Consider the following 21,076-nt stretch of genomic DNA (forward strand, 5'->3'; position numbering starts at 1 on the left):
GCCTAACCTAAAGCGACCCTTTGGGCAGTGGGCCGGGGCGGTAGGAGAGGCTGGGGAGCACCGTGGGGCATGGCTGGGAAGGCGTCGTTCTCAAACTGTTCCGGGGACGGGATTTCACGTTCACCGTGACCGGCGCCGAGCAAGTCACCGACCGCTACCGCCGGGTGCACCTGACCGACGGCGGGCTGCTCGCCGCGACCGGCGGAGCGCACCCCACGATGTGGGTGCGGCTCTGGTTCGAGACGGCCGGAAAACCGCACCAGCGCGCCTACACCCTGGTCGACCCGGACCCCGAGGCCGGGACCTTCAGTCTGGAATTCGCCCTCCACGAGGGCCCCGCCTGCGACTGGGCGCGAGCGGCCGAGGCCGGCGACACGATCGACGCGACGCTCCAGGGCACCGGTTTCACGCTGCCCGACCCGGCGCCGAAGCGGCTCTTCGTGATCGGTGACGCGGCGGCGCTGCCCGCGATCAACTCCCTGCTGGACGCGGTCCCGTCCACCTCGGCGACCATCTGGTTCGAGACCGCGCACGAGGACGACCGGAAACTGCCGTTCCGCCTCGACGAGGCCCACCACACCCTGCACCACGTGGAGCGCCGCGAGGCGGGCGCACACCTGGTCGCCGAGGTGAAGGCGGCCCTGCCGGAGGCGCTGGGCGCGGACCACTCGGACGCGTACGTCTGGGTCGCCTGCGACACGTCGACGACCCGGACCCTGTCGGCGTACCTCCGCAAGGAGCTGGGCCTGCCCAAGGACCGGGTGAACGCGCTGGGTTACTGGCGGCCGTAGGACTCGCGGACCTGACGCCACCGCACGACGAAGGGCCCCGGCGAGCAAGCCGGCCGGGGCCTCTGCGCGCCCATGGACGGCAGCGACCACGCGCCCGTGCACGCAGCGACCACGCGCCCCTGAGTCGCGGCGACTACGCGCCCGTGGACCGCAGCGACCTGCGCAGCAGCACCCCGCCGATCCCCACGAGGCTCGGGAAGCCGCTCTTCGGCATGGCGACCGTGCCCACCGCGCCGACGGCGGCCAGGACGACACCCGCCGCGCGCTGGGCCGGCAGGTCCCCGCGCTCCTCGGCCGAGCGCAGCAGCCGGCCGCCCATCCACAGCGTGGGGGCGGCGGCCATGAACCAGAAGGCGGCGGCCCGGTCGCCCCGGTCGGGGACGGAGCCGACGACGGGCCCCCGCCCGATATCGGCGAACACATCGCGGTAGATCACCGCACCGATGGCGCCATGAGCGATTCCGACCACCTGGAGCAGGCGTCCCGCCGAAGCTCGTGTCATGGCCTCATCGTACGAGCGGACCTCCACGACCGAGGCCCCGCCCCGCGCCCCTCGCCCCTCGACCGCTTTGGACCTCAGTCCTCGACCACGAGCGCCGGCGTCTCCTTCGTGAGGACCTCACCCCGGAAGAACGCCGGGCTGCGGCGCTCCATCGCGACCATCAGCACCACGCCGAGGAGCAGCAGCCCCACCCCGATGACGAACACCGAGCCGACGCCGAACACCGAGGAGCCGGAGCCGTACGCCGGGTCCCACATGTCGTAGAGGGTTTTGGCGAAGACGGCGGCGAGCAGGATGCCGCCGAGCAGCGGGAAGAGGCCCTTGAAGACCAGGTCCCGGGCGGAGCGGGTCAGTTCGGCCCGGAAGTACCAGGCGCAGGCGAAGGCGGTCAGCGCGTAGTAGAAGCAGATCATGAGGCCGAGCGCGTAGATGGTGTCGACCAGGACGTGCTCGCTGACCAGCGTCATCACGGTGTAGAAGACGCCGGTGCCGATGCCCGCCGTGATCGTCGCCCGGCCGGGCGTCTTGAAGCGGGGGTGGACCTTGGCGTACGAGGCCGGCATCGCCTCGTACGCGGACATCGCGAGCACCGTGCGTGCGACCGGGATGAACGTGGTCTGGAGGCTGGCGGCGGCCGAGGCGAGGACCGCGAGGAAGAGCAGGACGCCGAGGCCGGGGCCCATCACCGGTCCGGCGAGGACGGCGAAGACGTTGTCGGAGGTGTCCGGGTTGGCGAGGCCGAGCCCGGAGGTGCCGGAGCCGACGGCCATCTGGGCGGCGACACCGGTGGCGAGGTAGGAGCCGACCAGGACGACCATGGCGATGAGGGCCGCGCGGCCGGGGGTCTTCTCGCTGCCGGTGGTCTCCTCGTTGGCGGTCAGACAGGCGTCCCAGCCCCAGAACATGAAGATGGAGAGGGAGAGGCCCGCCGTGAAGGCGGCGAAGGACTGGACGGCGAAGGGGTTCAGCCAGGACCAGGAGAAGTCGAGCGAGGACGCGAAGTCCGGGCCGCCGCCGCCGGCCTTGCCGAGCGCCATCGTCACGAACAGGGCGAGGACGACCAGCTGGAGACCGACCAGGGCGTACTGGATGCCCTTGGTGGCGGTCATGCCCCGGTAGCTGATCGCGGTGGCGACGGCGACGAGGGCGAGGCAGGTGATGATGTGGACGGGCTTGCTGTCGTCCAGGGCGGCCACCGAAGCGCTGCCGGTGATCTCACCCGCCAGCAGCCAGAAGTACGAGGTGGCGACGCCCGCCAGGTTGGACAGCACGATGATCGTCGCGATGACGAGGCCCCAGCCGCACATCCAGCCGACGCGCGGGCCGAACGCCTTCACCGTCCAGGTGAAGGAGGTGCCGCAGTCCGGCATCGCCCTGTTCAGCTCGCGGTAGGCGAAGGCCACGAGCAGCATCGGCAGGAACCCGGCCAGGAAGACGGCGGGCATCTGCACGCCGACCTCTCCGGCGGTGGAGCCGAGGGTGGACGTCAGGCAGTAGACGGGCGCGACGGTGGAGACGCCGATGACCGCGCTGCCCATGAGGCCGACGGAGTTGCCGCCGAGCCCTTTGCCGCGTACGCCGCCACTGCCACCGTCGGCCGAGGCGCTCCCCCGTACCGTGTCTCCGGCCCGTGGCCGCGCGTCCAGCTGAGTCATGAGAAGGACGCTATGCGCTGCGATATCCACATCCGGAGCGTGAGACTCCAACGTCTCACCCTTGGATGCAACAGCCAACTCCCCCGAAACACTTCATTAATGCAAGGTCACATTCGCGTGAAGCCTTGCAATGCATGCCACTCAGCCGAGCGTGGCGACGTACGGTAACCGTAGCCCTGTCCGTTTTGGGTGGGTTCAAAATTTTCCCGCGCCGCTCAGCGACAGGTTCATCCGGGCCAGACGATCGTCTATGTCTCGCTGTAGGCGTGCAGGGCGTACGAGCCCACGTCCCGCCCCACCCCGCTCTTCTTGAACCCGCCGAACGGGGCCTCCATGTTCCGCCCGACCGTGTTGACGCCGGCCCCGCCCGCAGCCGCCGGGCGACGCGGAAGGCACGGGCGACATCACCGGACCAGACGTAGTCGATGAGGCCGTAGTCGCTGTCGTTGGCCAGCGCGACGCCTTCCTCCTCGTCGTCGAAGGGGACGACCGCCACGACCGGTCCGAAGATCTCCTCGCGGACGACCCGCATGCCGGGGTGCAGCCGCTGAGGAGGGTGGGGGCCACGTAGAAACCCCGGTCCAGGTGGGCGGGCCGGGCGCCACCCGTGACCACCCGCGCGCCCTCCTCCGACCCAGCTCCACATACGCCTCCACCCGGTCGCGGTGGGCGGCGGAGATGACGGGGCCGACGACCGTGGCCCGGTCGGCGGGGTGGCCCACGGTGGCGGCCGCGACGGTGGAATGGGAGCGCTTCCATACGAGCGTTTCCACCGAGGCCCCCGAAGGCATGCGCGCCACCCGGCGGCGCGCGGCGCGCTCGGCGCATCACGCACCCCGATCGACCTCCGCCCCAGCGGCCGATCACCGAAGAAAACCCTCTCACCAGGCAGTTTTCGCGATCGCCAAAGTGTCGCACGGCGCGAGAATCCGGCAGCCGCACGCACCTTGCCAGAGCCGTTCACCCCCTCTATGTTCGCTGGACAGGAACAGGGAAAGCGCTTTCCAGCCGCGGCCGAGAACCCCCTGAGCAACGGAGCCCGAGGACGCGTACGGGAGCGCTCCCTGAATGACATGCACCTGACATCAAGACAGCACCCCGCCACCCGAAGACACAGGGAGACGAACATGAGGCAACCCGTCACACGACGGCTGCAGGCGGCACTGGCCACCCTGGCTCTCGCTGCCGCGGCCGGCGGCATCGTCCTGACGGCGCCCGAGGCTTCGGCCGCGGCCGGCAGCGCCACGGGCTACGCCACCCAGAACGGCGGAACCACCGGCGGCGCCGGCGGGCAGACGGTACGGGCCACCACCGGCACCGCGATCCACACGGCCCTGTGCGGCCGCGCCACCGCCGGCACACCGATCGTCATCGAGGTCGAAGGCACCATCAACCACGGCAACACCAGCAAGGTCTCCGGGGGCAGCTGCAACACGGCCGACGGCGTGATCGAGCTGAAGCAGATCAGCAACGTCACGATCGTGGGCGTCGGCGGCGGCGCCGTCTTCGACCAGATCGGCATCCACATCCGCGAGTCCAGCAACATCATCATCCAGAACGTGACCGTCAAGAACGTCAAGAAGTCGGGTTCCCCCACCTCCAACGGCGGTGACGCCATCGGCATGGAGTCCGGTGTCCGGAACGTCTGGGTCGATCACACGACCCTGGAGGCGTCGGGCGGCGAGTCCGAGGGATACGACGGCCTCTTCGACATGAAGGCCGACACCCGCTACGTGACGCTCTCCTACAGCATCCTGCGCAACTCGGGCCGCGGCGGCCTGGTGGGCTCCAGCGAGAGCGACGTCTCCAACGGGTTCGTCACGTACCACCACAACCTGTACGAGAACATCGACTCCCGCGCGCCCCTGCTGCGGGGCGGCGTCGGCCACATGTTCAACAACCACTACGTGCGGATCAACTCGTCCGGCATCAACTCCCGCGCCGGTGCCCGCGCCAAGGTGGAGAACAACTACTTCGAGGACTCCAAGGACGTCCTCGGCACCTTCTACACCGACGCCGCCGGCTACTGGCAGACCTCCGGCAACACGCTGGACAACGTGACCTGGTCGAGCCCCGGCAAGGACAACAACCCGGCCGGGCCCGACATGAAGTCCACCACCACCGTCAGCATCCCCTACGCCTACTCCCCCGACGCGGCCGGCTGTGTGCCGGACGTCGTGAGCCGTACGGCGGGCGCCGGCAAAGGACTGAAGGTCTCGGACGGCAACTGCGCGACCCAGCCGCCGACCGAGCCCACGCCCGGCCCCACCGACCCGACCCCGGGCCCCACCGACCCCACGCCGCCCGGCGGTACCAACCTCAGCATCGGCGCCGGGTCCGACGGATCGAGCAAGGCATCCGGGACCAGCTTCGGCCATCTGCGGGACGGTGACCTGAACACCTACTGGTCGCCCGCCGGTTCGACCGGTCACGCCTCGATCAAGTGGGACTCCGCCACCGCCGTGTCCTCGGTCGTCATCCGGGAGGCGGCGGGATCCGCGGGCTCCATCAGGGCCTGGCGGCTTCTCGACGCCGACGCCGGGACCGTCCTGGCCTCCGGCGAGGGGGCGGGGGCCGTCTCCTTCCCGCGCACGACCCTGCGGAAGATCACCTTCGAGATCGTCAGCTCGACCGGCACCCCGAAGATCGCCGAGTACGAGACGTACGCGCGCTGACGGGTGGCGCCGGCCGGAGACCGGCCGCGCGGCGGCCGGCTCCGGCGGCCGCCTCCCCGCGCACCGGCAGAGGCCCGCACCCCCCGCTCGACGGGGGGTGCGGGCCCTGCTCGGTGCGGAACGCACGACGGCGGCGCTCCGGATCATCCGAGCGGCCGCCAGTCGCCCAGCCAGCGGGCCGGGGTGTGAGCGCGGGCCTCGGAGGCGCTGAGCTGGGGCCGGTTCGCCGGGACGGTGATCCGGGCACCGGGACCGGTGTTGCGGTGCTCGGCGAAGCGCTGTTCCTGCCACGGGTGGCCGGCGGCCATGGTGGCGTACGGTTCCGACGCGTCGATGCCGGCGCCGAGGCGGCTCTCGCGGACAGTGAGCATCGGGCGCGCGGTCGGGTCGGAGGACGGCACCCAGGGGCGCGCCAGCTTGTAGTACCCGTCGGGGGCCGTGCTGGTCACCCGCGAGCGCAGGACCAGGAAGCCGTGCGGGCCGGCCCCGGCGGTGCTGGGCGCGAAGACGAAGCCGTGGGGCGCTGAGGCCAGGTCGGGGCGGACCAGGGTGCGGAAGTGGCAGCGGTCGTAGACGGCGGAGGCCCGGCCGAAGACGAAGTCCACGTCGCCCTCCACGTAGCAGTCGCGGTAGTACTGCCGGGCGAACACGTCGAGGGAGGGCGAGTCGGCGTACAGCGTGTCCTGGTGGCCCAGGAACCGGCAGCCGTGGAACGCCGACCGGTCGCCCTGGACCTTGACCGCGACTGCCTGGGTGCCGGTGTACTCGGGGTTGTCGGAGCGCAGCCAGTCGTTGGCGAAGGTCAGGTCGCGGGCGGTGAAGCCCTCCGCTCTGATCGTGACGGAGGCCGATCCGCTGGTGCCCAGGGTCCCCGTGCCGTCCGGCCGGGGCGTGCCCGCCGCGTTGCCGTACACCAGGACCGTGTCGCGGGCGTCGGAGCTCGCGCCGATCAGCGTGAGGTCGCGGTGGGCGGCGCCGACGACGACCGTGGCCCGGTGGACGCCGGCGGCGATCACGATGGTGCGGCCGGTTCCGGTGGCCGCGTCGACGGCGGACTGGACGTCGGGGTGGTCGCCCCGGCCGTGCGCGTCGACGTACAGCGTGCGGGGGTCGAGGCGGCGGGCCGGTGAGCCGTAGCGGCCGAAGGGGCGAGGGTCGGCGGCGGACCGGGCGAGGGCGGCCGGTGCGGAGAGGGCGAGCGTGGCGCCCGTGCCGGCGATCAGGGACAGGGCGGTGCGTCGAGTGGGCATGGCGGTACTCCTCCGGACGAACGGCTACGGGTGACGGGCTACGGGTGACGGGCTACGGGAGGCCGGTGAACGGCCCTCTGTGAAAGGCGACTTGTGAAGGGCCGCGAGCGACAGGCGCGGGTAGAACGGTCCCGGATGAACGGCGAAGGGCCGGAGCGGCGCTCTCCGGGGTGATGGAAAGCATGCGGTGCCGCTCCGGCCGGTTCATCGGGGGTACGCGCCGGTCACCGGAGGCCGGACGCCAACCTGCCCGCCCCGGCCTTGAGGCCGACCAGCACGGGGACGGCCCAGGGGTGGTGGACCGTCGTGCGGAGTTCGGGGGTCCAGCCCGCGCCCTCGGCGAGCTGCTCGCCGGGAACTCCGGCGTTGTGCACGGCGATCAGATCGGTCCTGCGGCCGTTGACGTAGTTGTTCTCCGCGGTGAGCGGGGCCTCCGACCACTTCTTCAGGATGGTGGCACGGTCCACGTCGCCGGCGAGGGTGAACGCGTTGTGCTCGGCGACCAGGCGGGACTCGGCGCCGATGCCGTACGAGTAGCCGTAGGAACTGCCGCGCGTGGCCACGAAGTGGTTGTTGTACGAGTCGACCTGGCCGAAGCGGACGCGCGGAGCACGTTCCTTGACGTCCTTGAACAGGTTGTGGTGGAGCGTCACGCGGAGCTTGCCGCGGTCGGTCGCGCCGGCGCTGTCGCTGTTGCCGATGAGCATCGTCTTGTCGTGGTCCTTGAGGACGTTCCACGACACGGTGACCAGGTCGGAGCCGCGCACGATGTCGAAGAGCCCATCGTGCTGCTGGTACAACTGACCGAAGTAGCGCGGCTGTTCGGAGTCGGGGCGGTCGCCGTCGCTGAAGGTGTTGTGGTCGACCCAGACGTTCCGGGAGCCGTACACGACGAGGTTGTCGTACTCCGAGTTCCAGGCGCCCCCGCTGCCGTCCGTGGGGTCCCACTGGGGGAAGCAGTCGTAGGTGTCCTCGAACGAGATGTTGCGGACGATGACGTTGGAGACGTCCCGGACCTGCAGACTGGCGCCGATGATCTCGGGGTTCGCACCGACCCCGATCAGGGTGGTGTTGGACGGGACCCGGACGTTCACGGCGGCCTGCTGGAGCTTCGCCGAGGCCGCGCGGGCATCCTCCAGCGGGCCCTCGGGGACCCGGTCGCTGCCCCACACCGCCGGGTCGTAGGCGGCGAGGTACTTCTCCAGGGTGTAGCCGCCGGTCTCGTACCGCTCGCAGCCGATCGGGGTGCCGTCGGCATCGGAGTTGCCGTGGACGGTGCCGGCGACCCTGACGATCTTGGGCGCGTCGCCCGCCTCCTCGAAGGCCGCGACGAGCTCGGCCCGGTCGGTCACGGTGTAGATGTGCTCGGGTGCGGCGTCCGCGCCCCCGGTGGTGGAGCCTTCCGCGGCGGCCCAGCCGTCCCCGGCGGGCAGTACGGCGCGCTCGATCCCCGTGCCGTGGGGGCCCGGCCGAGGGGCGGCCTGGGCGGGGACGCTCAGCGCGAGGGCCAGCGAGGCGCAGCCCAGAGTGACGGCGACGGCCCGGGTGTGACGCGTGCGTGCGGGCATGGCGAAACCTTCTCTGTGGTCGGAGGAAGCGGAGAGGAGGGGTGGAGGAAGAGAAGAAGAGGGAAGAGGAGAAGGCGCGGCGTGGTGAGGTGCCGGTCAGGCAGGGCCGGCAGGCCCTTCCCAGGTGATCCACTCGTCCGGGACGTGGTCGCCGAGGCGGCGGAGGTCGCGGGCCGTGAGTACGCCTTCGTCCAACAGGGCGCGTGCCGTCATCCGGGCCGCTTCGATCGCGCCCGGCGGCCTGAAGTGCGTGTTGTCCTGCGCGCCGTCGGGGTAGTTGGGCGACTCTCCCGGCTTCAGCCACAGGAAGAGGGGCAGAGTGCCGTCGGGCCCCAGCTGGTGCCAGCGGGCGAGGGACAGTGCCTGGATGTCGAGGAGCGGGACGCCCTCCTCGGCCGCCAGGGCGCGCATCGCGGCGGGGTACTCGCCGTGGGTGGGCCGGGCGGCGCCGTCCGGGCCGAACCGGCGCCGCTCGACGGAGGTGAGGAGCACGGGCCGGGCCCGTCGGGCGCGGGCTCCCCGGATGTACTCGCGCAGGTAGGCGCGGTAGGTGGTGGAGGGGTCGGTGCCGCGGGCCGGGTCCTCGGTCTTCTCGTCGTTGTGCCCGAACTGGACGAGGAGCAGATCGCCGGGGCGGACCCCGCCCAGCAGTGCGGCGAGGCGGCCCTCGTCGATGAAGCTCTTGGAACTGCGGCCGTTCACCGCGTGGTTGGCGACGCGGAGATGGCCGGCGAGGAAGAAGGGGAGGGCCATGCCCCAGCCCGTCTCGGGCGCGGCGTCGGCGGACTTCGCGGCGGCCGTGGAGTCACCGGCGATGTGGAGCGTACGGGGGCGGGGGCGGCCGGCTCCACCGCCGTGGGCGAAGGCCGGCGTGGCGGTGAGGGCGAGGGGGAGGGTGAGCAGGGAGGTGGCTGTCTGTCTGCGGGTGAGTGACACGAGGTGCTGCCTCTCTCGAAGGGCGTGCTCGCGTACCTGCGGGGGGGAGGGGGAGCGGCGGCCGGGCGCGGCCCGGGCCGCCGCCGGTCCGTCATCGGGGCCGGAGGGGGCGGGGCCTCAGCCGTTGCCCAGTTCCTTCCACTCCTTGTTGGCGGCGTTCAGCTCCTCGGCCATCTTGTCCAGGAACTGCTTCGCCGTGATCTTGCCGAGGAGCAGCTTCTGGAACTCCGGCTCGTTGTCCGCCTTGCTGATGTTGTTCCAGTCGGGCAGGTAGTACGGCAGGTCGACGACCTTGGTGGAGCCGTCCGTCAGTGCCTTCGCGGCCAGCGCGGTCGACTCGGTCTCGTTGATCCACGGGTCCTTCGCCGCTTCGGTGTTGGCCGGGATCGCGCCCGCCGCCTCGTTCCATTTGCTGTTGGACTCGTGGGAGGCGGCGAACTCGATGAACTTCCATGCCGCGGTCTTGTTGTCGCTCGACCGGAAGAGACCGAGTCCGTCGACGGGGTTGGAGACCTGCACGCGGGTGCCGCTGTCCCCGATGGGGGCCGGGATGCCGGCGAACTTGTCGTCGCCCAGGGCCTTCGCGTGGTCCTGGTAGGAGCCGAGGTTGTGGCTCAGCATGCCGATGGTGCCGGTGTCCCACTGGGCGACCATCTTGGTGAAGTCGTTGTTGACGTCGGCGGCGGGCGTGGTCCGCTTGAAGAGGCCGGCGTACTTCTCCAGCGCGGCGACGTTCTTGGGGTCGTTGAGCGTCGTCCTGTCGCCGTCCCAGAACTCCGTGATGCCGGACTGCCCGTAGATGGCGTCCAGCGCCTGGGCGATGGAGCCGGCGCCGCCGCGGATGGTGTAGCCGAACTTGTTGTTCCGGGCGTCGGTGAGCTTCTCGGCCGCGGTGTAGAAGTTGGCCCAGGTGTCGGGGGCCTTCAGCCCGGCCTGCTCGAACAGGTCGGTGCGGTACCAGAGCACGCCGTTGTTGGCGGAGGTCGGTACGGAGTAGATGTCGTCGCCCCGGCCGGCGGCCGCTCTGACGCTCTCGACCATGGAGTCGACGAGCTTGCCCTCCAGGGCGGACCCCTTCAGCCGCTTGTTGACCGGTTCCAGGGCCTCCTGCGAGACCATGTTGGCGAGGTAGGCGGTGCCGACTCCGCCCACGTCGGGCAGTCCGCCGCCGGCGATCGCGGTGTCGTACTTGGACTGGACGTCGGCGATGGGGATCGGGACGTACTTCACCTTGATGTCCGGGTGCTGCTTCTCGAAGTCCTTGATGATCTCGGTCCAGATGGCGGTGCGCGGCCCGCCGTTGTTGTCCCAGAAGGTGATCTCGCCCTTGCCGCTCCCCTCCGTGCCGGCTCCGCTGCCGTCGTCACCGCACGCGGCGGCCGTCAGCGCGAGCGCTGCTACGAGGGAGACGGTGGACGCGGTGCGCCCCCGCCGGGTCTTCGAGATGGTCATGGTCGGCTCTTCCCTGTCGGATGTGTCGGGGTGGTTCTGCGCTTCTGCGGGGGGGTCAGTGGGTGGCGCGGAAGGTGGTGAACAGCGCCGTGCCGGCGGGGCCCGTCCCGGCCGGCGCGGTGGCGAAGAGGCCGAGGAGTGCGGCGACCCAGCGCCACGGGGTGGCGGCGAAGACCTGCCCCGAGGGCCGGAAGCCGTCTCCCGTGTCGGCGGAGAAGCGGCAGCGGGCCCCGGCCGTGACCTCGATACGCAACCGGGCCCGGCCGCCGGGCGAGGCGCGGGCCCCGGCCGCGTCGCGTTCGCTCTCCGCGGCGCCCTCGGCGTACCGGTGCACGAGCCGGGACGTCCCGTCCGCCCCGGCCTCCAGACCGATCCAGCAGAAGGCGTCCCCGAGCACGGCCAGGCCCGCCTTGGCGCCCGGCTCGTCGCTGTGCAGTTCGAGGTCCACCTCCACGGTGAACTCCTCGGCGGGCATCCGCTGGACCAGGACGTTGGGCAGCAGCCGCAGGTCGTGCGCGTCCGGCGTGCGGAGGCAGCTGAGGCGCAGCCCGTCGGCGGGGCGCCCGACATGCCCGGGGTCCTCGGACTGCCCGGACTCCTCGGTCCACGCGTCGGGGCAGGGGTTGGCCGTCCACTGCCACTGCTTGCCGTGGGCGCCGCCGGGGAAGTCGTCGTCCACGGCGGGCGCTGCCACGGGCTGTTCGGGGGCGGCCGGTTTACGGTGCGTGGAGACGGGTTCGCCCGCGTCGCCGATGACGGGCCAGCCCTCCGCGTCCCAGTGCATGGGCTGGAGGTGGACGACCCGCCCGTACGCACCGCGTGCCTGGAAGTGCAGGAACCAGTCCTCGCCGGCGGCGGTCCGCACCCAGCCGCCCTGGTGCGGGCCGTTGACGTCGGTGCGCCCCTGGGACAGCACGACGCGTTCCTCGTAGGGGCCGAAGAAGTCCCGCGACCGGAAGGCGCCCTGCCAGCCCGTCTCCACCCCGCCGGCCGGGGCGAAGATCCAGAAGTGATCGTCGTGGCGGTAGAGCTTGGGGCCTTCCAGGGTGAACCAGCCGGGTATCCGGTCGGCGTCGATCAGGGTCCGGCCCTCGTCGAGGAGTGTGCGGCCGTCGGCGCTCATACGGTGCCCGGTCAGCCGGTTCTTGATCCCGGAGCGGGACTTGGCCCAGGCGTGGACGAGGTAGGCCTCGCCGGTCTCCTCGTCCCACAGGGGGCAGGCGTCGATGAACCCGCGGCCGGGTTTGAGCAGGTGCGGCGCGCTCCACGGTCCTTCGACGCGCTCGGCGTTGATCTGCTGGACGCCGTGGTCGGGGTCGCCCCAGAAGATCCAGAAACGGCCCGCGTGGTGGCGCAGGGAGGGTGCCCACACCCCGGCGTCGTGGCGGGGCCGGGCGAAGTCGGCGGCGGGCTCGACGCGGTCCAGGGCGTGCCCGACGAGCGTCCAGTTGACCAGGTCGCGGGAGTGCAGGAGCGGCAGGCCCGGAGCCCGGCCGAAGCTGGACGCGGTGAGGTAGTGGTCCGCGCCGACCCGGACGACGTCCGGGTCGGACCAGTCGGCGTTCAGCACGGGGTTGCGGTACGTGCCGTCCCCGAGGTCGGCGGTCCAGGGCCGGTTCACGGGGTCACCGCCCGTCGGACGTACCCGGCGGCGGCCTCGGTGTCCAGCCTGCCGTCCGCGACGACGGTGACGATCCGGCGTACGACGGTGGCCCCGGCGGGCACGGGCAGCCGTTCGTCCGCCGCGAGGGAGGAGCCGACGCCCGGGTACTCGGTGGTCCGCACGAACCACGGATCGCGTCGGGTCTCCTCGCTCGCCCCGGCGAAGACGAGGGTCCAGCCGTCCCCGGCGAGCGCGAGCCAGTCGGCGGCCCGCCCGTGCACCGCCTCCTCGCCGGCACGGCCCGCGGTGAACACGTCCGGCGGAGCGGCCTCCTTGGGGGCGCGCCAGAAGAAGCCGCCGTAACCGGCTCCGGGGCGGCCGTTGGTGGCGGGGCTGCCGATGGAGAGGTCGTCGGCCGAGTGGTTGGTGAGCGCGAAGGAGAGATCCAGCGCCCAGGCCGTGCCGGAGAGTTCGACGGACTTCACCGTGCGGCGCTCCCGCAGCAGTTCGGCGCCGTCCGCCTCCCAGGCGAGCGACTGCGAGAACCCGCCGGGCCCGTGCCGCTCCAGGCCGAGGCAGCGCTGGACGCCGTGGTTGTCGAGCGCGGTGGGCCCCTGCCCCCGGACGTAGGTGCGCCCGCCCCAGAAGTTGCGGCCGGACACGTCGGGCACGGCGATGGAGACGCCCAGGTGGTGCCGGTGGTCGGCGGGGCGCTCCTGGGTGACGGTGCGGCCGGCGAGCGTGGTGACGGGGTGCAGGCGGGGGCGGCCGTCCGCCGCGGCCCCGTGACCGTAGTGGGCGACCGTGCGTCCGGCGCAGTCGAGGAGTTCGGGCGAGGCGGACTGCGCAGGCTGTACGGGGAGTGCGGACCGGGCGGCGGACGAGGCCGTGGCGCGTCGGTTCATGAGGCCGTCACCTCGCTGTTGCGGGCCCAGGCAATGCCCAGCTCCGAGAAGAGGGCGAGGGATTCGGCCCCGGCGGCGACCAGGCCGTCGATGCCGTGGACCGTACGCCGCGCGCCTCCGCCGGTGGCGTCGTACCGGGTCTCCCAGGCGTCGGCGGGCAGGGCGACGGGCTCGGGGGCGGTACGTACGGCCTCGACGACCCGCATGAACGCTCCGGTGCGCTCCGGCGGCGCCAGGAGCGGGGTGCCCTGCTCCAGATGGTCGACCAGGTTCTCCAGGAGGTCGGTCCGGCCGTGGACGCTCTCGTCGGGGCCGTGGCCGGCACGTTGGATCAGGACGCGGTCCTGCTTGTACCAGAAGGTGATCCGGCCCCGGTCGCCGTGGACGATCACATAGGGCTCCCCCGCCTGTTCCGCGCAGAGGGTGGCGGCGACGGTGACGGGCAGGCCGCCGATGGTGGTGACGCGGACGCAGCTGGTGTCGTCCGCCTCGATGTCATGGGCCCGGAACAGCTCGGTCTCCACGGACAGGACGTCCTCGGCCGCGCCCCGGTCCGCGAGTTCGAGCGCGGTGGCCACGGCGTGCGCCAGCGGATTGGTGAGGACGCCGTCGACCACGTCGGTGGAGCCGATCCTGCGCCGGCCGGACCAGGGCGCCCGGCGGAAGTAGGCGTCGTCGCGGACCCAGGCCCCGGCGGCGCCGATCCCCGTGAGCGTTCCGATCGCCCCGGTGCGGACCAGCTCCTGGATCGCGGGCACGGCGTGCGAACCGAACGACTGGAAGCCCACCTGACAGGCGGTGCCCGCCCGCCGTACGCCGTCGGCCATCCGGTCGTACGCGGCCCAGCTCGCGGCGGGCGGCTTCTCCAGCAGGAGGTGGACGCCCCGGGACGCGGCGGTCAGGGCCAGGTCGGTGTGGGTCGGGATGGGCGTGCAGATGACGGCGGCACGGGCTCCGGTGGAGTCGAGGAGCGCCCCGAAGTCGGCGGACTGTTCCGGTCGGGCGTCGCCCACGAGGTCGAAGGCGGCCAGTTCGTCGGCGGTCAGCGGCTCCAGTTCGCAGATGCCGGCCAGCCGTACCCGGCCCTGGTGCTGGAGCCGGCGGAGGTTGGCCAGGTGCCAGCGGCCGTGGCCCCGGGCGCCGGCCAGCACGACGGGGAGCGGCGCGGCTGCGGCTGTGCGGCGGGTGAGGTCGGTCATCCCTTCACCGCCCCCGCGCTGAAGCCCGTGACGAGCCACTTCTGGATGAACGCGAAGACGATCACCACGGGTACGGCGGCGATGACCCCGCCCGCCGCGAGTGCGCCGAGGTCGACGCTGTCCGCCCCGATCAGGGTGTTGAGGCCGACCGGGATCGTCTGCTTGTCCTGTTCGCTGAGGAACATCAGCGCGAACAGGAAGTGGTTCCAGCTGTGGACGAAGGCGAAGGAGCCGACGGCGATCAGTCCGGGGCGCAGCAGCGGCAGGACGACCGCGCGGAAGGCGGTGAAGCGCGAACATCCGTCGACCCAGGCGGCCTCCTCCAGGGAGACCGGGACGTTCTTGATGAATCCGCTGATCAGGATGATCGACAGCGGGAGCTGGAAGACGGTCTCCGCGATGACGACGCTCCACAGGGAGTTGATCATCTGGAGGTTGCGGAAGATCTCGAAGAGCGGCACGAGCATCAGGGCGCCGGGGATGAACTGCGAGCAGAGCAGCGCCAGCATGAACGCGCCCTTGATCCTGAAGTCGAACCGGGCCAGGGCGTACCCGCCGGCCAGGGCGACCAGGGTGGTGGCGATGAGGGTGGCGACGCCGACGATCATGCTGTTCTGGAAGAAGACGGCGAAGCTGCGCTCGTTCCAGACCTTGGAGAAGTGCTCCCCGGTCATCGGCCAGGGCACCAGCGCGGTGGAGCCGGCGGGCCGCAGGGCGAACAGCAGCATCCAGTAGAACGGGATGAGCGTGAACAGCAGGTAGAGGCCGAGCGGCAGGTAGATCTGCCAGCGCGGTACGTCGTCGAAGGCGCGCTCGCGTCCGGTGCGGCGGCGTGAGGAGGGCGGCGGGCCGCCGGAGTGGACGGGCGGCTGGGCGGCACCGCTCTTCTCGGTGAGTACGGCGGTCACTTGTTGTCGCCTCCGAACTTGCTCAGGCGCAGATAGACGATCGAGCAGAAGAGGAGGATCACGAAGGCGACGGTGGTGAGCGCGGAGGCGTAGCCGAAGTCGTGGCCCTCGATGCCGGTGTTGGCGACGTAGAGCGGCAGCGTGGTGGTCTCGCCGGCCGGTCCCCCGCCGGTGAGGGTGTAGAGGAGGTCGACGTTGTTGAACTCCCAGACCCCGCGCAGCAGGGTCGCGAGGATGATCGCGTCGCGCAGGTGCGGCAGGGTGATGTGGAAGAACTGCCGGAGCCTGCCCGCTCCGTCGACCGACGCCGCCTCGTACAGCTCCTTGGAGACGGACTGGAGGTCGGCGAGGATGAGGATGGCGAAGAAGGGCACACCGCGCCAGAGTTCGGTGACCGTGGCCGCCCAGAAGACGGTTCCGGTGTCCGAGAGCACCGAGGTGCCGTACTCCCCGATCCCGGCGTCCGCGAGGTATCGGCTGAAGCCCGTCGAGGAGTTGTAGAGCAGGATCCAGATGGTGCTGGTCAGCACGCCGGAGACGGCCCAGGGCGAGAAGACCATGGCCCGGGAGATGCCCCGGCCGATGAAGGTCTGATTGACGATCAGGGCCAGCGCGAGGCCGAGCACGAGCTGCAGGGAGACCTGGGTGAAGACCCACTGGGCGCTGAAGCCGAGCGTCGACCAGAACTGGTCGTCCTCGGTGAAGATCCGCCGGAAGTTGTCGAGCCCGGCGAAGCCGTTCCGCCACGGTTTGGTGACGTTGTAGTTCTGCAGGCTGTAGTAGAAGACGCTGAGCACCGGGTAGGCGATGAAGCCCAGCATCAGCAGGCCCGCGGGCGCGATCAGCAGATACGGCAGGCGGCGGGGTGTCGCCGTGCGGCGCCGGGGCGCCTTCGGCGGCGGGGTGGCCACGGCGGCGGGTTGGGCCATGACACGTCTCCGATCTCTGGTACGCGCTCGATGCGCTGGATGTGCGGTCCTGCTGTCGCATGCATGTGCGGAGTGGCTGCCGCCATCCAGGGCGGCAAGCGCTTTCTCATGGCCGCTGGGCGGCCCGGGCGCCCCGCCGCGCGGAGCCCCGTCGCCCGGTTCACCCCACGTACGGGTCGGGCACTTCTCCTTGCCGGGCCAGGAACGCGAAGTCGCATCCGGTGTCGGCCTGGGTGATCTGGTCCTGGTACAGCGCCCCGTAACCGCGCCCGTAGCGGGCGGGCGGCGGGCTCCAGGCGGCACGGCGGCGTTCCAGCTCGTCGTCGTCGACGCCGAGGTGGAGCAGGCGGGCCTCGACGTCCAGGGTGATGAGGTCCCCGGTGCGGACCAGGGCGAGGGGCCCGCCGACGAACGACTCGGGCGCGATGTGCAGGACGCACGCCCCGTAACTGGTGCCGCTCATCCGGGCGTCGGAGATCCGCACCATGTCCCGTACGCCCTGCTTCAGCAGGTAGTCGGGGATCGGCAGCATGCCGTACTCGGGCATGCCGGGCCCGCCCTGGGGCCCGGCGTTGCGCAGCACGAGGACGTGGTCCGAAGTGAGTGCCAGCGCCGGGTCGTTGATCGTGCGCTGCATCTCCCGGTAGTCGTCGAAGACGACGGCGGGCCCGGTGTGACGCAGCAGGTGCGGCTCGGCGGCGATGTGCTTGATGACCGCGCCGTCGGGGCAGAGGTTGCCGCGCAGGACCGCTACCCCGCCTTCCTCGGCCAGGGGTTCGGTGCGCTCGCGGATGACGGCGCTGTTGTGGACGGCCGCCCCGTCGAGCTGCTCGCGCAGGGTGGCGTGCGCGACGGTGGGCCGGTCCAGGTGCAGGACGTCGGCGATCCTGCTCAGGAAGCCGGGCAGGCCGCCCGCGAAATGGAAGTCCTCCATCAAGTACCGTCCGCCGGGGCGGAGATCGGCGAGGACGGGCACCGTACGGGCGATCCGGTCGAAGTCGTCCAGGGTGAGCTTCACCCCGGACCGGCCCGCCATGGCGATCAGGTGGATCACGGCGTTGGTGGAGCCTCCGAGCGCGAGGACGGTCGCGACGGCGTCCTCGTACGCGTCGGCGGTGAGGATGTGCGACAACGTCGTCCGCTGCTTCACGAGTTCGACGATCCGCAGACCGGAACCCGCGGCCATCCGATCGTGTCCTGAGTCGACGGCCGGGATCGAGGAGGCGCCGGGCAGGGTGACGCCCAGCGCCTCGGCGGCGGCCGTCAGCGTGGAGGCGGTGCCCATCGTCATGCAGTGACCGGCCGAGCGGGCGAGGCCGTTCTCCAGCTCCCCCATCTCGCAGTCGCCGATCAGCCCGGCCCGCCGCTCGTCCCAGTACTTCCACATGTCCGTGCCGGAGCCGAGGACCTCGTTGCGCCAGTGGCCCGGCAGCATCGGCCCGGCCGGCACGAAGACGGTGGGCAGGTCCACGGAGGCCGCGCCCATCAGCAGCGCGGGCGTCGACTTGTCGCAGCCGCCCAGCAGGACGGCCCCGTCGACGGGGTACGAGCGGAGCAGCTCCTCGGTCTCCATGGCGAGCAGGTTGCGGTAGAGCATGGGAGTGGGCTTCTGGAAGGTCTCCGAGAGGGTGGAGACCGGGAACTCCAGCGGGAACCCGCCCGCCTGCCAGACGCCCCGCTTCACCGCCTGCGCGCGTTCCCGCAGGTGGGAGTGGCAGGGGTTGATGTCGGACCAGGTGTTGAGGACCGCGATGACCGGCTTGCCGAGGTGCTCCTCGGGGAGGTAGCCGAGCTGACGGGTGCGGGCCCGGTGGCTGAAGGAGCGCAGCCCGTCGGTGCCGTACCACTGGTGGCTGCGCAGCTCCTCGGGCGCTACGGGGGCGGCTTTCCGGTCGTCCGTCTCCGCGACCGCTTTCCGGTGATCCGTCACAGCGCCCACGCCGCTATCTGCTCGGCGACCTCGGCGCGCCGCTCCTGCGGCAGGACCCGGCTCGGTGCGCGTACGTCACGGCGGCAGAGGCCGAGCACGGACAGGGCCTCCTTGACGACCGTGACGTTGTTGGCGGACTGCTCCTCGGCGCGGAGCTCCTCGAAACGGCGGATGCGCTCCCACACCTTCATGGCCGCCACGTAGTCCCCGGCGCGCAGCGCCTCCAGCATGTCGAGGGAGACGGCCGGGGCGACGTTGACGAGGCCGGAGGTGAAGCCGGTGGCGCCGGTGGCGAAGTAGGACGGGGCGTACAGCTCGGCGAGGCCGGCGACCCAGACGAACCGCTCCAGTCCGGCGTCGCGGGCGAAGGCCCCGAAGCGCGCCGCGTCGGGCACCGCGTACTTCACGCCGATGACGTTGGGGCAGCTGTCGGCGAGCGCGGCGAGCCGGTCGCCGGCGAGCAGCGGGTTGCGGATGTACGGGACGACGCCGAGCTCCGGGACGGCCTCGGCGATGGCCCGGTGGTAGTCGACCCAGCCCTCCTGCGCGACATAGGGGTGCACCGGCTGGTGGACCATCACCATCGCCGCGCCGGCCTCGGCGGCGTGCTCGGCGGCGGCGACGGCGGCCGGTACGTCGTGGCCGACGCCCACCAGGACGGTGGCGCGTCCGGCGGCCTCCTCGACGGTCAGCTCGGTGACCAGGCGCCGCTCGTCGGGGGTGAGCGCGTAGAACTCCCCGGTGTTGCCGTTCGGGGTGACGATGCGGACACCGCCGTCGAGCAGCCTGCGCGTCAGGGCGCGGTGGTTCGCGACGTCGATGCTGCCGTCCTCGGCGAACGGGGTCACCGGGATCGCCACGACGTCTGCGAGGGCCGCCTTCAGCGGAGAGAAGTCCATGCGGACCGGCCTTTCGTCGGATTGCTGGTGGTGGTGCGGTTCCAGCAGACGGTTCACGCGGCACCGCCCCCGTCCTCGTCGTCGGGGAAGGCGCGGCGTACGAACGATGCGATGTGATGGTGCAGAGCCGCGGCGGCGGCCTCCGCGTCGTCGGCGAGCGCGAGCCGCAGGATCTCCCGGTGCTCGGCCGCCTCGCGCTCCCAGGAGGGGACGGCCGACCAGGCCACCGTGGAGACGAGGGCCGCCTGGTCGCGGACCTCGTCGAGCATCCGGGCGAGCAGGGGGTTGCCGCAGGGCAGGTACAGGGCGCGGTGGAAATCCCGGTTGGCCAGCGACCTGTCGGCCTTGTCGAGCGCCGAGTCGGCCCGCTCCAGGGCCTCCTGGGCCGCTTCCAACGAGGCCTTGCGGTTGACGGACCGGCGCAGCGCCTCCGGTTCCAACAAGAGGCGTACGTCGTACACCTCCCGCGCCATGGTCGCGTCGACGAGCCGCACGGTGACGCCCTTGTACTGGCTCATGACCACGAGCCCCGTGCCCGCGAGGGTCTTGAGCGCTTCGCGGACCGGGGTCTTGGAGACTCCGAACCGAGCGGCGAGTTCCGTCTCCACCAGCGCCTGTCCCGGTCTCAGCTGCGCGGTGAGGATGGCGTGCTTGATGGCCTCCAGCACGTACTGGGTCCGGGACGGGATCGGGGCAGGGGCGAAGGTCATGGGTGACGGGCTCTCACATCTCGCGTATCGCGTCTCATATATGACGTACGAAGTACGACGCGATGAAGCTAGAGCCGCCCGGAACGCTTCGTCAACGCTTCGGACAGAACAACTTTCGAGATGTTCAGGCCGCTTGACGTAACCTCATGGACTTCTTAGCTTGTCCACGTATGCGAACGCGGTCCACGGCCGTGAAGGAGCGGGGCGTCACGATGCCTTGGGCGCCATGACGTCTTTGAGGCGTCCCGACACGCCTGGGAGTGTCCCGACGCCTCGGGATCCACGACGCCCGCCCGCCCGGTTCCGCGCCGCACCGCACCGCCCCCCGAGGAGACCTCCGTATGCCAGCTCCCCGTACCGTCCTGCTCACCGGCGCCGCGGGCGGCCTCGGCACCCTGATGCGAGGACTGCTTCCCGCGTACGGCTACGACCTGCGACTCTTCGACCTGGTCCCGGTGGACGACGAACCCCGGGCCATCACCGCCGACCTGAACGACCGGGAGGCACTGCGCGAGGCGGTACGCGGAGTGGACGCGGTCATCCACCTGGCCGGCATCTCCCTGGAATCCACGTTCGACAAGATCCTCAGCGCCAACATCCGGGGCACCCACGCGTTGTACGAGGCCGCGCGCGAGGAAGGCGTCCGCCGCATCGTGGCCGCCTCCTCGAACCACGCCGTCGGATACACGCCGCGCCCGCTCGCCGGGGACCCGCCGATCCCGGCCGACGCCCCGCACCGCCCCGACACCTTCTACGGCCTGTCGAAGTGCTTCGGCGAGGACCTGGCCCAGCTCTACTGGGACCGGTACGGCATCGAGACCGTCTCGGTACGGATCGGGAGCTGCTTCCCGGAGCCCACCTCGGTACGCATGCTGTCCCTGTGGATGAGCCCCGCCGACGGAGCCCGCCTCTTCCACGCCGCGCTCACCGCCGAGGACGTCGGCCACACCGTCGTCCACGGCTCCTCCGCCAACACCCGCCTGTGGTGGGACCTGTCCTCGGCACGGGCCCTGGGGTACGCACCGCAGGACGACTCGGAGCCGTACGCGGCGAAACTCATCGCCGAACAGGGCGAGCCGGACCTCGCCGACCCGGCGCAGACCCGTCTCGGCGGCCACTTCGTCACGGATCCGCCGATCTGGCCGCACTGAGGGGTGCTCCGGC

18 protein-coding genes and 1 pseudogene are annotated in these 21,076 nt (G+C 71.4%); 3 read left to right on the top strand and 16 right to left on the bottom strand.

Annotated elements, in window-relative coordinates; all coding sequences use genetic code 11:
• The first annotated feature begins 62 nt into the window (after positions 1 to 62).
• Positions 63 to 791: a siderophore-interacting protein gene (locus tag CCZ36_RS13730; protein ID WP_069737120.1), complete on the top strand. Its 729-nt coding sequence runs from the start codon at positions 63 to 65 to the stop codon at positions 789 to 791.
• Between the two features lie 133 nt (positions 792 to 924).
• Here CCZ36_RS13730 and CCZ36_RS13735 read toward each other — a convergent pair whose 3' ends face one another.
• From CCZ36_RS13735 to CCZ36_RS36945, 4 genes and pseudogenes are all read right to left on the bottom strand, one after another.
• Positions 925 to 1,293 carry a DUF6463 family protein gene (locus tag CCZ36_RS13735; RefSeq protein ID WP_069737163.1) on the bottom strand — a complete coding sequence of 123 codons (369 nt, stop codon included), beginning with the start codon at positions 1,291 to 1,293 and terminating at the stop codon, positions 925 to 927.
• A gap of 74 nt (positions 1,294 to 1,367) precedes the next feature.
• Positions 1,368 to 2,948: an APC family permease gene (locus CCZ36_RS13740; RefSeq protein ID WP_069737119.1), complete on the bottom strand. Its 1,581-nt coding sequence runs from the start codon at positions 2,946 to 2,948 to the stop codon at positions 1,368 to 1,370.
• 248 nt (positions 2,949 to 3,196) lie between these two features.
• Positions 3,197 to 3,471: pseudogene (locus CCZ36_RS36940) on the bottom strand (aldehyde dehydrogenase family protein); the annotation flags it as partial.
• Entirely contained in the window at positions 3,353 to 3,739 is a 387-nt protein-coding gene (locus CCZ36_RS36945; RefSeq protein WP_443069808.1) for an aldehyde dehydrogenase family protein, read from the bottom strand. The gene CCZ36_RS36945 and the pseudogene CCZ36_RS36940, both read right to left, overlap by 119 nt.
• Positions 3,740 to 4,075: 336 nt before the next feature.
• Here CCZ36_RS36945 and CCZ36_RS13750 point away from each other — a divergent pair, with 336 nt between their 5' ends.
• Positions 4,076 to 5,623 (top strand): pectate lyase family protein, encoded by a 1,548-nt coding sequence (locus CCZ36_RS13750; protein WP_128817756.1) that lies wholly within the window; start codon positions 4,076 to 4,078, stop codon positions 5,621 to 5,623.
• A 143-nt stretch (positions 5,624 to 5,766) separates the two neighbouring features.
• On the opposite strand, the gene CCZ36_RS13755 is transcribed toward CCZ36_RS13750, so the two are convergent.
• The 12 genes from CCZ36_RS13755 to CCZ36_RS13810 form a co-directional block, all read right to left on the bottom strand.
• The gene (locus tag CCZ36_RS13755) at positions 5,767 to 6,873 is read right to left on the bottom strand and encodes a pectinesterase family protein (RefSeq protein WP_128817757.1); all 1,107 of its coding nucleotides are present in this window, start codon (positions 6,871 to 6,873) and stop codon (positions 5,767 to 5,769) included.
• A 224-nt stretch (positions 6,874 to 7,097) separates the two neighbouring features.
• Entirely contained in the window at positions 7,098 to 8,441 is a 1,344-nt protein-coding gene (locus CCZ36_RS13760; protein ID WP_128817758.1) for a pectate lyase family protein, read from the bottom strand.
• A 96-nt stretch (positions 8,442 to 8,537) separates the two neighbouring features.
• Positions 8,538 to 9,377 carry a rhamnogalacturonan acetylesterase gene (locus tag CCZ36_RS13765; RefSeq protein ID WP_128817759.1) on the bottom strand — a complete coding sequence of 280 codons (840 nt, stop codon included), beginning with the start codon at positions 9,375 to 9,377 and terminating at the stop codon, positions 8,538 to 8,540.
• Positions 9,378 to 9,494: 117 nt separating this feature from the next.
• Entirely contained in the window at positions 9,495 to 10,829 is a 1,335-nt protein-coding gene (locus tag CCZ36_RS13770) for an ABC transporter substrate-binding protein (RefSeq protein ID WP_069737114.1), read from the bottom strand.
• Positions 10,830 to 10,884: 55 nt separating this feature from the next.
• A complete protein-coding gene (locus CCZ36_RS13775; RefSeq protein WP_128817760.1) occupies positions 10,885 to 12,450 on the bottom strand; it encodes a glycoside hydrolase family 43 protein in 1,566 nt (521 codons plus the stop codon).
• Positions 12,447 to 13,337 (bottom strand): PmoA family protein, encoded by an 891-nt coding sequence (locus tag CCZ36_RS13780; protein ID WP_128817761.1) that lies wholly within the window; start codon positions 13,335 to 13,337, stop codon positions 12,447 to 12,449. Before CCZ36_RS13780 ends, CCZ36_RS13775 begins: the two co-directional genes overlap by 4 nt.
• A complete protein-coding gene (locus CCZ36_RS13785) occupies positions 13,334 to 14,536 on the bottom strand; it encodes a Gfo/Idh/MocA family protein (protein WP_128817762.1) in 1,203 nt (400 codons plus the stop codon). The genes CCZ36_RS13780 and CCZ36_RS13785 overlap by 4 nt, the downstream gene beginning before the upstream one ends.
• A complete protein-coding gene (locus CCZ36_RS13790) occupies positions 14,533 to 15,444 on the bottom strand; it encodes a carbohydrate ABC transporter permease (RefSeq protein WP_069737110.1) in 912 nt (303 codons plus the stop codon). Before CCZ36_RS13790 ends, CCZ36_RS13785 begins: the two co-directional genes overlap by 4 nt.
• Positions 15,441 to 16,373: a carbohydrate ABC transporter permease gene (locus tag CCZ36_RS13795; protein ID WP_069737109.1), complete on the bottom strand. Its 933-nt coding sequence runs from the start codon at positions 16,371 to 16,373 to the stop codon at positions 15,441 to 15,443. Before CCZ36_RS13795 ends, CCZ36_RS13790 begins: the two co-directional genes overlap by 4 nt.
• 160 nt (positions 16,374 to 16,533) lie before the next feature.
• The gene (gene araD / locus CCZ36_RS13800; protein WP_069737162.1) at positions 16,534 to 18,303 is read right to left on the bottom strand and encodes an L-arabinonate dehydratase; all 1,770 of its coding nucleotides are present in this window, start codon (positions 18,301 to 18,303) and stop codon (positions 16,534 to 16,536) included.
• Complete coding sequence (locus CCZ36_RS13805) at positions 18,300 to 19,202, bottom strand: dihydrodipicolinate synthase family protein (RefSeq protein WP_128817763.1); 903 nt, start codon at positions 19,200 to 19,202, stop codon at positions 18,300 to 18,302. The genes araD and CCZ36_RS13805 overlap by 4 nt, the downstream gene beginning before the upstream one ends.
• A 53-nt stretch (positions 19,203 to 19,255) precedes the next feature.
• The gene (locus CCZ36_RS13810) at positions 19,256 to 19,912 is read right to left on the bottom strand and encodes a GntR family transcriptional regulator (RefSeq protein ID WP_069737108.1); all 657 of its coding nucleotides are present in this window, start codon (positions 19,910 to 19,912) and stop codon (positions 19,256 to 19,258) included.
• A 341-nt stretch (positions 19,913 to 20,253) separates the two neighbouring features.
• Between CCZ36_RS13810 and CCZ36_RS13815 the strand changes: the two genes are divergently transcribed.
• Positions 20,254 to 21,063: an NAD-dependent epimerase/dehydratase family protein gene (locus tag CCZ36_RS13815; RefSeq protein ID WP_128817764.1), complete on the top strand. Its 810-nt coding sequence runs from the start codon at positions 20,254 to 20,256 to the stop codon at positions 21,061 to 21,063.
• Positions 21,064 to 21,076 lie beyond the last annotated feature (13 nt).

The organism is Streptomyces sp. S063, assembly GCF_002832675.1.
GTDB lineage: Bacteria > Actinomycetota > Actinomycetes > Streptomycetales > Streptomycetaceae > Streptomyces > Streptomyces sindenensis.